The sequence below is a fragment of the Humibacter antri genome (genome assembly GCF_054777235.1).
Genome location: NZ_BAAHAW010000030.1, coordinates 85,407 through 97,746 on the forward strand (window position 1 = coordinate 85,407; position 12,340 = coordinate 97,746).

Below are 12,340 nucleotides of genomic sequence, written 5' to 3' on the forward strand. Positions count from 1 at the left end.
GAGACGATCCCGTCCGACCACCGACCTACGTCCTGTCTTCGCCACGTGATCACCGCTTCACCGGGCGGATGGCGCCGATCGAGCCCTATGCTGAGCCGCATGGCGCTGGAGAGGATGCCGGAGTCGCCACTGGTGCGCTCGCTGCATCGCTCGTTCGCGGTCATCACCGTCGCAGGCATCCTTCTCGGAGTGTTCTTTCTGGCTCTCGTGCACCCGGACCCGGGCACCCTGTGGATGTACACCCTCCCCGTGGTCGTGTTCTGGATGTTCTCCGCCTGCGGGTTGCTCGCGTGGTACCGACGGCCGCGAAACGGCATGGGGCCACTGCTCGTTGCGGGCGGCTTCGCCACGCTGTTGGGATCCCTGGGCGATCTGCAGGTTCCGGTGCTGGTCGCCGTGGGTGCGGTGACCGCGACCAGCGTGTTCGCGGTGACCTTCCACCTTCTGCTGGCGTTCCCCACCGGCCGCCTCGTCGGCCAGGCATCCAAGCTGACGGTCGCGGCAGGCTACGTGGTCTCACTGGTGTTGCAGGCGCCGCTCTACCTGTTCAGCCCCACCCGATTCCCTGGGGCCTGGGTACTCGCCGACCGGCCCGACTGGGTGGCGATCGGCGAGTGGGTGCAGCGCGCGGGCGGTCTCGCCGTGACGCTCGCGACCGTGGTGATCCTCGTCGGACATCTGCGGCGAGGCAACCGACAGCAGCAACAGGTGATGATCCCGCTGTACAGCTACGCGATCTTCACGGTGCTGTTCGAGTCGTTGTCCGGAACGCTGTGGGATCTGCTGATGCCTCAGATGCCCGAGCTTCGCGGGGTCGTCCAGATGGCTGTGCTGGCCGGCGTTCCCATCGCCTTCGCCCTCAGCGTGCTGCGCGGAGGGTTCGCCCAGACCAGCGAACTCGAGGAACTGGGCGGCTGGCTTGGTTCTGCGGACACCACGCGTCCGGCCATCACCCAGGCCGTGGCCCGCGTGCTCGGCGACTCGAGCTTGAGAGTGCTCTTCTGGATCGACGAGCACGGCGCGTTCGCCGATGCCGATGGCCGGCCGGCCGCCCTCGAACCGGCACCGTCGCGGGGCCGGGCCGAGATCGTGCTGCATGGCAGACCCGTTGGCGCGCTCGACTACGACTCCACGCTCGTCGACGACCCTCAGCTTGCGAAGATGGCCGCCCGTGTCGTCGCCATCGCCGTGGACCGCGACCGGCTCATGATAGAGCTGCGGGCCAGCCGCGACGCACTGTACCGATCCCGGTTCCGCATCGTGGAGGCCGAGGACGAGGGGCGCCGCCGACTCGCCCTGGACCTGCACGACGGCCTGCAGGTGCAGCTCGTGCTCCTGGCCGTGAAGGCGGGTCAGTTGGCGCGGTCGCATTCCGTGGCGGAGGGCCTCGCTCGGCAGGCGGAAGCACTGCGACAGGACATCGACGGGGCTGCGGAGAGCCTCCGAAGGTTCGTGCACTCTGTCATGCCTGCCCCCCTGATCGGACAGGGTCTGCCTGCGGCGACCGAGGACCTCGTGGACCGCATGCCGCTGCCGACCAGTCTTGAGATCACGATCGACGATCTCGCCCTGCCTAAGCCGATCGAAAGCACCGCGTATTTCGTCATCGCCGAAGGCCTGGCGAACGCGCTCAAACACGCCGCGGCATCCGCGTGCGGAGTCCGCCTGACGCGCAGTGACGATCGGCTCGTCGTCGAGGTGGCGGATGACGGGGTCGGTGGCGCATCCCTGTCCAATGGCACCGGACTGCGTGGTCTCGCCGATCGTGTCGACACGCTCGGGGGCACGATCCACGTCGAGAGCCAACCGGGGACGGGCACCCTGCTCAGGGCGGAGTTGCCATGCGGCTCGTGATCGCCGAGGACGAAACGCTGCTGCGTCGCGGCTTGCGTCTCGTGCTGGAAAGCGAGGGCTTCACCATCGAATCCGCGATGGGCGACGCGGTCGGCCTCCTGAACGAAGTGGCGCAACTGCGTCCCGACCTCGTCGTGACCGACATCCGGATGCCGCCCACCCACACCGACGAGGGCCTGGTCGCAGCCTTGCGCATCAAGAAGCAGTTCCCCGACGTGGCGGTCATCGTGCTGTCGCAGTACGTGCAACGTCTCCACGTGCGGCAGCTGATGGAAGCTGCAGGAGGCAAGGTGGGCTACCTGCTCAAACAGCGCATCGGCGATGTCGACGCGTTCTGCCGGGCGCTGCGCCGGGTCGCTGCGGGCGGCGTCGCCTTCGACCCCGAGGTGATCGCGGTCATGGTCGCCCGCGCCCAGGTGGGCGACGACGGTGTGCGCAGCCTCACACCGCGGCAGCGCGCCGTGCTCGCGCTCATGGCCGAGGGACGAAGCAACGCCGGCATCGCCACCCGGCTCACCCTCACCGAGAAGTCGGTCGTGCAGCACGTGTCGAACATCTACGACACGCTGGGCCTCCCTGTGGACTCCGACGACCACAGGCGGGTGCTCGCCGTCGTGCGATACCTCGCGCAGTGACGGCACCACCGCCTCGCCTCCTCGAGCCTTCGCGTGAAGGAGGGCGCATCCGTTGACACGGGAACGAACTCGAGCGCGCTCGGGGGCACATGTTCATGCGGCGAGTGCGCTCCGAGCCGACGGCGTCCGTCAGTCCGGGATCGCGTCGGCCGCGGGCATCCGTTCGGCGTGTTCATGCGGAGCGAACCAGGTGCCCACCATCTCACCAGACAGGGCGGCCGACACCAGCCTCGTCGACGTGAGCAGCACTGCGCTTCCCGCCTCGGCGGCGTGGCGGGCAGCAGAGACCTTCGTGATCGCTCCCCCGGTGCCGACACCGGCAAGCCCGGACGCTCCGATCTCTACGCCCTCCAGTTCGTCTCCGGCCGCGACGTGGCCGATAGGCTCGGCCCCTGGCTCGTGCGGCGGCCTCGTGTAGAGGGCGTCGACGTCCGAGAGCAAGACGAGGAGATCCGCGCCGATCAGTGTCGCCACGAGCGCCGCGAGGCGGTCGTTGTCACCGAACCGGATCTCGTGCGTCGCCACCGTGTCGTTCTCGTTCACGATGGGAAGGATGCGCAGATCGAGCAGTCGCTCCATCGCGCGGCGTGCGTTGGAGCGGTGCGTCGGATTCTCCAGGTCACCGGCGGTGAGAAGCACCTGCCCGGCGACGATGTCATACCGATCGAGGCTGTCCTGGTAGCGGTAGATCAGCACATTCTGTCCGACGGCGGCGGCGGCCTGCTGTGTGGCGAGGTCGTTCGGGCGCCCGTCCAGGGCCAGGTACGGGATGCCTGTGGCGATGGCTCCCGACGACACCAGCACGAGCTGCACGCCGCGGCCGTGCGCGGCGGCGAGGGCATCGACGAGCGGACCGATCTGGTGCGCGTTCTCGCCGCTGATCGACGAGGAGCCCACTTTCACCACGATGCGCCGTGCCGCGGGCACCAGCGAGCGGTCCGTGATCACCATCGGGTTACGCGTTCTCCTCGTCGTCGCGCCAGAGACCGGCCTCGCGCTCTCGCACGAGCTCAGCGCGCGCCTCAGCCTTCGCATCCATGCGCTCGTGGTACTCCTCGCGGCGCTGGCCGCGGGTGGGCCGGTGATTGGGGTCGAGACGGGCATCCGTTCCACGCGGGGAGTTCACCAGCTCGGCGGTCGAGGTGAGCGTCGGCTCCCAGTCGAAGACCACACCATCGTTGCCGCCGATCACGACGGTGGATCCGGCGACGGCTCCAACCTTGACGAGTTGGTCCTCGACGCCGAGCTTCGCCAGCCGGTCCGCGAGGAATCCGACGGCCTCATCGTTCGAGAAGTCGGTCTGAGCCACCCAACGCTCCGGCTTGACGCCGAGAATGCGGTACACCAGCCCGTCCGACCCGCCTTCGACTCGCACCGTGTATCCCGCCTCATCGACCGCCCGCGGACGGATGACAATGCGCGGCTTCACCTCGGCGCTTGCGGCGGCGCGCTTCCGTGCGTCCTCGACCACTTCAGCGAGCGCGAACGAGAGCGCCCGCAATCCCTGATGACTCACGGTGGAGATCTCGAACACGCGGTAGCCGCGCGCCTCGAGATCACGATGGACGAAGTCGGCGAGCTCGGCGGCGTCCGGCACGTCGATCTTGTTCAGCGCGATGAGCTGCGGCCGCTCGAGCAGCGGGATCTGCCCCTGCGGCACCGGGTAGGCGGCGAGTTCGGCGAGGATGACCTCGAGGTCGCTGATCGGGTCGCGGCCGGGCTCCAGAGTGGCGCAGTCGAGCACGTGCAGCAGCGCGCTGCAGCGCTCGACATGCCGAAGGAACTCCAGCCCGAGGCCCTTGCCCTCGCTCGCACCCTCGATGAGCCCGGGCACGTCGGCGATCGTGTACCGCACCTCTCCTGCCTGCACGACACCGAGGTTCGGGTGGAGCGTGGTGAAGGGGTAGTCCGCGATCTTCGGTTTGGCCGCGGACAGCGCGGCGACCAGGCTGGACTTGCCCGCCGATGGGAACCCGACGAGCGCCACGTCGGCGACCGTCTTCAGCTCGAGGACGATGTCGCCCTCCCACCCTGGCGTGCCGAGCAGCGCGAAACCCGGTGCCTTGCGCTTGAGCGAAGCGAGAGCAGCGTTGCCCGAGCCGCCAAGGCCGCCGGGGGCCACGACGAAACGCATTCCGGGTTGGTCGAGATCGACGAGCAATGCGCCTGCGGCATCCTTGACAACGGTCCCGACCGGTACAGCCAGTTCGAGATCGCTACCGGAGGCGCCGCTGCGGTTGTCGCCCATGCCGAAGCCGCCGTTTTCGGACGAGCGGTGCGGGTGCCTGTGGTATGCGAGCAGCGTTGTGGCACCCGCGTCGGTGACGAGCGCGATGTCGCCGCCGTGGCCGCCGTTGCCTCCGTCGGGGCCGGCCAGGGGTTTGAACTTCTCCCGACGCACCGAGACGCAGCCGTTGCCGCCGTGACCGGCCCGCAAGTGCAACGTCACGGTGTCGACGAACGTCGCCATGATGCTCCTCTCGCCCTTTTACGGGCCTTCACCGGGTGGATGCCCGTTCGATGGGGAACGGGCACGCTGTACAAACACGGATGGGCGGGCACGAGGCCCGCCCATCGGCTGTGTTCGTCACAGGAAGAATCAGTATTCGCGCTTCGCGCTCCGACCGACTCCACCGGCGGGGCAGAGCCGCGTGTGCGTGCTCTGCTCTCGCCTGAGTCGTCAGCCGGCCGCCACCACGTTGACGACCTTGCGGCCGCCCTTGGTTCCGAACTCGACCGCGCCCGGTTCGAGCGCGAAGAGCGTGTCATCGCCACCCCGACCGACGTTCGCTCCCGGGTGGAAGTGCGTGCCGCGCTGCCGGACGATGATCTCGCCCGCATTCACGACCTGGCCGCCGAAGCGCTTGACGCCGAGACGCTGCGCGTTCGAGTCGCGACCATTGCGAGTGGAGCTTGCTCCCTTTTTGTGTGCCATGAGTGTCTCTCCTCGCGCTGCTTACTTGATGCCGGTGACCTTGACGCGCGTGAGCTCCTGGCGATGGCCCTGGCGCTTCTTGTACCCGGTCTTGTTCTTGAACTTCTGGATCACGATCTTGGGGCCGCGGAGGTCTCCGAGCACCTCGGCGGTGACTTTGACCTTGGCCAGTGACTCCGCGTCGCTGGTGATCGTGTCACCGTCGACGAGGAGCACTGCGGGCAACTCGATGGTGCCGTTCTCGCCGGCCTTGACGCGGTCCATCGTGACGATGGTGCCGACCTCGACCTTCTCCTGCCGACCGCCGGCGCGCACAACTGCGTAAACCACTACTCGTACCTATCTGATGAGGGGCGGAAAAGCCCCAGACTGACGTTGATTTTCGCTGGTCACGCCCCCAAGCGGGAGAAGGGTTCGAGCCAGAAAACGAAAGAGTGCTGGCCGCGATAAGTCGACACGCACCAACGGTCGAGCCTACCAGACCGAGGAAAGCCGCTCAAACCGAGCGCCGGGATCCGATGGGCTCCGAGGGACGGCCGCAGTCAGGGGCGGCCGCCGGTCGCCGCCGTAGACTCGCCCCCATGGCGATCCTGATCGACACCCCGATGTGGCCGAATCACGGGACGCTCTGGTCTCATCTGGTCAGCGACGCCTCGTTGGATGAACTGCACGTGTTCGCGCAGGCGAACGGCGTGCCGGAACGGTCATTCGACCTGGATCACTATGACGTTCCCGCTGAGCGCCACGCCGAACTCGTGCGAACGGGCGCGTTGCCCGTGTCGAACCGAGAACTCGTGGTGCGGCTGAGGGCCAGCGGTCTTCGCGTCACCCAGGCTGAGCGCCGCGGGACCGCGGAAGCAGGCCGCAACCGGCGCTGACGCACTCAGCACGCCGTGCCTGCCGAGCGGCTCCCGCCCGATCAGCCGGCCTGGGAATCGTCGTTCCGAGGCGCGACAGTACCGCCGGTCAGACCGGTGGTCGTCACGCGCCGGCGCGAACGCCCTTGGCCGGGCTGTTTCGGCTCCGGAAGTGCATCGAGCACAGAACCCAGGATCTCCTGCGCTTGCACGCGATCCACTCGCGCCTTCTGCTCGGCGTGTGCGGCGACGGGAATGTCCAGGATCGACAGCGCCGTGTCCCCTTCGGTCGCAACGGGCACCTCGGTCCGCGCACCCGCGGATGCGTCGGGTGTCGCCTCGTCGGCCGCCCGACGCGTACCACGACCGCGGTTGCCTCGGCGCCCGCGCGGGGCATCCTGCTTCTCCCCCTGCGCGACGTCGGCGGTACCTGACGTCGGCGCCTGCGACTCGGCCGCGTGCTTCGGTCCCGCGGACCCCGCCTCCCACTCTCCCTGCGCCGGGCTGCTCTCGACAACGCCGGCCTGGGCCGCAGCGAGCGCGTCGGACTCTGCGACGGTGCCCGGGGCATCCGTCGACCCGTCCTGATGCGTGTGCAGGGTGCTGGCCGCGATCTGAGCGAGCGCGTTCTTCGCGTCGTCGGTGATGGCGTGCGTACCCGCGTGCGTGCTCGGTCCGCCGTTCCCGTTCAACGGTGCCGCCGCCGACGAGCCGCCGTTCTTTCCCCCGCGGCGACGTTCAGGAGGCTGCGGGACGCGGTGTCGGGTGACCGGATCGTGGTGCACGATGACTCCCCGACCGGCGCAGACCTCGCACGGCTCGCTGAACGTCTCGAGAAGGCCGAGACCGAGCTTCTTGCGGGTCATCTGTACGAGCCCGAGCGATGTCACCTCGGCCACCTGGTGCTTGGTGCGGTCCCTGCTGAGGCACTCGATGAGCCGGCGCAGCACGAGGTCGCGGTTGGACTCGAGGACCATGTCGATGAAATCGACGACGATGATGCCGCCGATGTCACGCAGCCGCAGCTGCCGCACGATCTCCTCCGCCGCCTCGAGGTTGTTCTTCGTGACGGTCTCCTCGAGGTTTCCCCCCGAGCCCACGAACTTGCCCGTGTTGACGTCGATCACGGTCATCGCCTCGGTGCGGTCGATGACGAGTGAGCCCCCGGAGGGCAGCCACACCTTGCGATCCAGAGCCTTCTCGATCTGCTCCGTGATGCGGAACTCGTCGAACGCGTCGCGCGATCCGTCGTAGGGCTGAACGCGGTCGAGCAGGTCCGGAGCCACCTGGCGAAGGTAGTTCTCGATCGTCTGACGCGCGTCGTCGCCCGCGATGATCAGCTTCTGGAAGTCCTCGTTGAAGACATCCCGCACGATCTTGATCAGGAGGTCGGGTTCACTGTGCAGCAGCGCCGGCGCCTGCACGGCCTCGGTCTGCTTCAAGATGTCCGCCCACTGCGACGTGAGTCGATTGACGTCGACCGTGAGCTGCTCCTGCGTGGCACCCTCCGCGGCCGTACGCACGATGACACCGGTGTTCTCGGGGAGCACCTCCTTGAGGATCTTCTTGAGCCTGGCCCGCTCGGTGTCGGGGAGCTTGCGGCTGATGCCGTTCATCGAGCCGTTCGGCACGTACACCAAGTAGCGGCCGGGCAGGCTGATCTGGCTCGTCAGCCGTGCACCCTTATGTCCGACCGGATCCTTGGTCACCTGCACCAGCACCTTGTCGCCGGGCTTGAGCGCGAGCTCGATCCGCCGCGGCTGGTTGCCGGTCTCCGCGGCGTCCCAGTCCACCTCGCCGGAGTACAGCACAGCGTTGCGCCCGCGTCCGATATCGACGAACGCGGCCTCCATGCTGGGCAGCACATTCTGCACGCGACCCAGGTAGACGTTGCCGATCAACGACGCTTCCTGCGAGCGTGCGACATAGTGCTCGACGAGCACCCCGTCTTCGAGCACGCCGATCTGAATGCGCCCGGCCTTGGAGCGCACGACCATCTGGCGGTCGACGGCCTCACGGCGTGCAAGGAACTCCGCCTCCGTGATGACCGGACGCCGACGACCGGCATCGCGCCCATCGCGGCGGCGCTGCTTCTTGGCTTCGAGTCGAGTCGAGCCCTTGACCTTCTGCGGCTCGGTGATGAGTTCGGGTTCGCGCTGGCGCTTGGCACCATCGTCGACACCGTCACCGGATGCTCCGCGCCGGCGGGTGCGCCGGCGTGAGGTCGAGACCTCCTCGCGCTCCTGCACATCGACACTCTCAGCGACGGGCAGCGGTGGAAGCACCGGCGGCGCCTGGAACAGCAGCGCAGTGCTCGGCAGACCTGGCGCTTGGGCCATGTGCGCCGTGGTCCCGGATGCACGGGCATCCTGTACCGCGGGGTAAGGAGCGGATGCCTCCGCACGCAACCGCTCGTCGCTCTCGACGACGAACTGACCGGTGGTCGCCGGTGCGGGCTCTGCGCCGGGCTGCGGCTCCTGCTGATCGGCCGCAGGTATTGTTCCTGTCCCGTCGGTCGACACCGGTGCGGCCGTATCCGCCGCGGCGGGTTGCTGCACCTCGGCCTTGCGGCCTACACGACGACCGCCGAAGAAGCGACTGCGCTTGCGCTGCTGGCCGCCCTCCGCGTTTCGTGCTCCCGATTCATCCCATGCATTCTGATCGTTCTCCACCATCGCTGGTGCGCTCCTCGACCGCATGGCGCACGCGCGCGCCCGATACGGCTGTACTCGTGCGGGCGGCGCCTGAAGCGCTCGTCCGCCAATCCTCGGCTCTGCGTGCGAAGGGGTGCGCGATGGACGCTGCGCTTCGTGGCGCGCTGTCCGCTGCACTCGTCTTCGTTCGCCCGTCCCTGTCTCTCACGTGGTCTGCACTGTCTTCTCGTCCGGTCGCGCGCGACCGGACTTCCGGGCATCCGACCTTTCAGCGGTGCCCGAAAAAGCTTGTTCATCTCCGCGCGGACGGTGTCCGCACGGCTGCCTGCCATTATCGCACGCCCACCGTGGAGGGCCGTTCACGGCCGGGAAGAGCTCGCGTGTCGCTCTGCCATAATGCGATGGTGTCGCTCGACTCCCCCACCGAAACCAAGCGGCCCATCGGGCTTGCGATCTTTCTCATCGTCGCCGGCGTGATCGGGTGGTTCGCCGCCTTCGCACTCACGCTCGACAAGTTCACGCTCCTGCAGCATCCGAGCGCTCAGCTGACCTGCAACATCAACCCTCTCGTCGGATGTGGCAAGAACCTCGACTCATGGCAGGGTTCTGTGCTCGGTTTTCCGAACCCGATCATCGGGGTGGCATGCTGGGCGGCACCGATAGCGGTAGGGGTCGCCATCCTCGCCGGCGCGCGGTTCCGACGCTGGTTCTGGATGCTCTTCAACCTCGGTGTGCTCGGCGCGATCGTGCTCGTGATCTTCCTGATCTACTCGAGCCTTTACGACCTCTACGTGCTCTGCCCCTACTGCATGATCACGTGGACCGTGACCATTCCGACGTTCTGGGCCGTGACGTTCTACAACCTCAAAGAGGGGAATATCCCGACCAGCGCGAGGGTGCGCGCCTTCTTCGCCTCCGCGTACACCTGGATCCCGCTCATCACGCTCGTCAGCTACGTGATCGTCGCGGTCTTCGCGCAGATCCAGGTGCAGTGGATCCCCAACGCCTTCCGCTGAGTTGTCTTGCGCGCCGATCCCCGCCCGGCGCGCCGCAGTCAGCCGACCACGCGGCGGGGATCGATGCGGCGTACGCGCCTCCGCATCGGCTGGCGTGTCGCCTACACCAGATGGCTGGCTAGTGTCACGCGACACCATCCAGTCCCTTGAAAGTCAGAACCAGAGGGCGAGTTCCCGACTCGCTGATTCCGGGGAGTCTGAGCCGTGCACGAGATTCTGCTGGACAGGCAGTCCCCAATCACGGGCGAGATCGCCTCGGATGGTCCCGGGAGCGGCGCCTGTAGGGTCGGTTGCGCCGGCGAGCATTCGGAATCCCTCGATGACCCGGTTCCCCGCAACGCGAATGGCCACGATCGGGCCCGACTCCATGAACTCGACGAGCGGCTGAAAGAACGGCTTGCCCTGGTGCTCCTCGTAGTGCTGCGTCAGCAGCTCGCGATGCGCTTCCACCAGCTTGATGTCCACGAGCGCGTAACCTTTCGCTTCGATCCTTCTCAGAATCTCCCCGGTCAGTCCGCGGGCGACACCGTCGGGCTTCACGAGCACGAGGGTCTCTTCGATGGTGGTCATTCGTTCTCCTGTTCAGTGGATTCGGACTGTTCGGACCGGGCTGCGCGGAACGCTGCGTTGCGTCGGTCGAGCCGCGCGCCCGCGATCATCGCGTACGCCCAGATGGCGGTGAAGATCACGCCGACGATGAAGAGCATGCCGACGAGGAATCCGGAGGCGATAACGCCGAACTGGATGAGCCAGCCCAGCCAGTAGCCGACGCGGAACCTCAGCAGCAGGATCGCCACGATCATGAGCACGATGAACACCGCGCCGCCGCCGAGCGCCTGCGCAGAAGGCACGGTGTGCAGGCCGAAGACGACGAGCGCACCGAGGAAGACGACGACCAGCTCGAAGCCGAGCACGATCGAGCCGAGGCTCTCCTGGGCGGAACGCTCCCGGCGTGGGCGGTGCGGGCGCGCAGAGGTGCTGCCGGTCATCGTCCGCTCCACTTCCTCAGGCGGATCTCGGCCGCGCTCATTCGGCCGAAGCCTTCCAGTCGCGTTCGGCAGCAAGCGCCAGCGCCTCGCCGATCAGCGCGATCGATCCGGTGACCACGACGGCACGGCGCGGATCGGATGCCGCCCATTGCCTGGCCGCCTCGATCGCATCGGCGAGATCGTGGTGCGCTTCCGCGTGCTCGTGCGTCCACTCCTCGACGTGGTCGGCGAGCTCGGACGACGAGGTTGAGCGCTCCGAATGCGACTGTGTCACGAAAGTGCGCGCGGCGAGCGGGGCGAGCGCCTCGACGATGCCGTGCGCATCCTTGTCGCGAAGGATGCCCAGCACGAACCCGATCTCGTCGAAGTCGAAGAACTCCGGCAGCGCTCTGGCCAAAGTGAGTGCGCCGGCGGGATTGTGGGCGGCATCCACCAGCACCGTCGGGTCCGTCCCGATGAGCTGGAGCCTGCCGGGCGAGGTGACCGAGGCGAACGCCTCTGCGAGCAGCGGACCGCGCAACGGCTCGTCCGCGTCGCCGAGGAATGTCTCCACCGCAGCGACGGCGACCGCCGCGTTCTGGGCCTGGTGCGCGCCGTACAGCGGCAGGAACAGGTCGGAGTAGGTCTCGGCGCGGCCCCGGATCGTGACCAGCTGGCCACCTACGGCTACGGCATCGCTCTGCACGTCGAAGTCGACCGGCTGGAAGGCGATCGAGGCTTCGCGAAGCTCCGCCGCACGCATCAGCTCTCGCGTGGCATCCTCCACCTGTGCGGCGCTCACGACCGCGGCCGACGGCTTGATGATGCCGCTCTTGGTGCGGGCGATCTCCGATACGGTCGAGCCCAGCCGGTCCGTGTGGTCCAACGAGATCGGTGTGAAGACTGCCACCTGGCCGTCGCCCACGTTCGTGGAGTCCCATTCCCCGCCCATGCCGACCTCGATCACGGCGACGTCGACCGGCGCGTCGGCGAAGCAGGCGAACGCGAGCACGGTGATGACCTCGAAGAACGTGAGGCGCTGCTCGCCCTGTTCTGCCAACTCCGCATCGGCCATCTGCACGTACGGTGCTACGTCGTCCCAGTTGCGTGCCAGCGCCTCGTCGGTGATGGGTTCCCCGTCGATCATGAACCGCTCATTGAACCGCAGCAGGTGCGGACTGGTGAAGAGTCCGACCCGCAACCCGTATGCCCGCAGAATGCTCTCGATGATGCGACTCGTCGACGTCTTGCCGTTCGTACCGGTCACGTGAATGATCGGATATGCGCGCTGAGGGTCTCCCAGCAGCTCGACGGTACGCCTGGTCGGCCTCAGCCTCGGGCGCGGGCTTCCCTCGCCCAGCCGGGTGAGCAGCGTTTCGTAGACCGCGTCGGCGGCCTCACGGTACTCGTCATCCGTCAGA

At 67.6% G+C, this 12,340-nt stretch carries 12 protein-coding genes; 4 read left to right on the forward strand and 8 right to left on the reverse strand.

Annotation, left to right across the window (positions count from 1 at the left end):
• Positions 1–99 precede the first annotated feature (99 nt).
• Together ACYVDK_RS13570 and ACYVDK_RS13575 are read left to right on the forward strand one after the other, a co-directional pair.
• A complete protein-coding gene (locus tag ACYVDK_RS13570; RefSeq protein ID WP_460522601.1) occupies positions 100–1,854 on the forward strand; it encodes a sensor histidine kinase in 1,755 nt (584 codons plus the stop codon).
• The gene (locus ACYVDK_RS13575) at positions 1,842–2,489 is read left to right on the forward strand and encodes a response regulator (RefSeq protein ID WP_460522603.1); all 648 of its coding nucleotides are present in this window, start codon (positions 1,842–1,844) and stop codon (positions 2,487–2,489) included. Before ACYVDK_RS13570 ends, ACYVDK_RS13575 begins: the two co-directional genes overlap by 13 nt.
• A gap of 129 nt (positions 2,490–2,618) precedes the next feature.
• Here ACYVDK_RS13575 and proB read toward each other — a convergent pair whose 3' ends face one another.
• The 4 genes from proB to rplU form a co-directional block, all read right to left on the reverse strand.
• Positions 2,619–3,440 (reverse strand): glutamate 5-kinase, encoded by an 822-nt coding sequence (gene proB, locus ACYVDK_RS13580; RefSeq protein ID WP_460522605.1) that lies wholly within the window; start codon positions 3,438–3,440, stop codon positions 2,619–2,621.
• Positions 3,441–3,444: 4 nt separating this feature from the next.
• Positions 3,445–4,959 carry a GTPase Obg gene (gene obgE, locus ACYVDK_RS13585; RefSeq protein ID WP_460522606.1) on the reverse strand — a complete coding sequence of 505 codons (1,515 nt, stop codon included), beginning with the start codon at positions 4,957–4,959 and terminating at the stop codon, positions 3,445–3,447.
• 210 nt (positions 4,960–5,169) lie between these two features.
• The gene (gene rpmA / locus ACYVDK_RS13590) at positions 5,170–5,424 is read right to left on the reverse strand and encodes a bL27 family ribosomal protein (RefSeq protein ID WP_460522608.1); all 255 of its coding nucleotides are present in this window, start codon (positions 5,422–5,424) and stop codon (positions 5,170–5,172) included.
• A gap of 21 nt (positions 5,425–5,445) precedes the next feature.
• Complete coding sequence (gene rplU / locus ACYVDK_RS13595) at positions 5,446–5,754, reverse strand: 50S ribosomal protein L21 (RefSeq protein WP_440294783.1); 309 nt, start codon at positions 5,752–5,754, stop codon at positions 5,446–5,448.
• Positions 5,755–6,005: 251 nt separating this feature from the next.
• On the opposite strand from rplU, the gene ACYVDK_RS13600 reads away from it, so the two are divergent.
• On the forward strand, positions 6,006–6,302 hold the full coding sequence (locus ACYVDK_RS13600; protein ID WP_460522611.1) for a DUF4031 domain-containing protein: 297 nt from the start codon (positions 6,006–6,008) through the stop codon (positions 6,300–6,302).
• A gap of 41 nt (positions 6,303–6,343) precedes the next feature.
• Here the strand turns inward: ACYVDK_RS13600 and ACYVDK_RS13605 are convergent, their stop codons facing one another.
• Positions 6,344–8,956 carry an Rne/Rng family ribonuclease gene (locus ACYVDK_RS13605; protein ID WP_460522613.1) on the reverse strand — a complete coding sequence of 871 codons (2,613 nt, stop codon included), beginning with the start codon at positions 8,954–8,956 and terminating at the stop codon, positions 6,344–6,346.
• A gap of 383 nt (positions 8,957–9,339) precedes the next feature.
• Here ACYVDK_RS13605 and ACYVDK_RS13610 point away from each other — a divergent pair, with 383 nt between their 5' ends.
• The gene (locus ACYVDK_RS13610) at positions 9,340–9,951 is read left to right on the forward strand and encodes a vitamin K epoxide reductase family protein (protein ID WP_460522615.1); all 612 of its coding nucleotides are present in this window, start codon (positions 9,340–9,342) and stop codon (positions 9,949–9,951) included.
• 153 nt (positions 9,952–10,104) lie between these two features.
• Here ACYVDK_RS13610 and ndk read toward each other — a convergent pair whose 3' ends face one another.
• The 3 genes from ndk to ACYVDK_RS13625 are packed head-to-tail and all read right to left on the reverse strand — an operon-like array spanning position 10,105 to position 12,339.
• Entirely contained in the window at positions 10,105–10,521 is a 417-nt protein-coding gene (gene ndk, locus ACYVDK_RS13615; RefSeq protein ID WP_460522617.1) for a nucleoside-diphosphate kinase, read from the reverse strand.
• Positions 10,518–10,940 (reverse strand): DUF4233 domain-containing protein, encoded by a 423-nt coding sequence (locus ACYVDK_RS13620; RefSeq protein ID WP_460522619.1) that lies wholly within the window; start codon positions 10,938–10,940, stop codon positions 10,518–10,520. Before ACYVDK_RS13620 ends, ndk begins: the two co-directional genes overlap by 4 nt.
• A 37-nt stretch (positions 10,941–10,977) precedes the next feature.
• Positions 10,978–12,339 (reverse strand): bifunctional folylpolyglutamate synthase/dihydrofolate synthase, encoded by a 1,362-nt coding sequence (locus ACYVDK_RS13625; protein ID WP_460522768.1) that lies wholly within the window; start codon positions 12,337–12,339, stop codon positions 10,978–10,980.
• Between the last annotated feature and the right edge of the window lies 1 nt (position 12,340).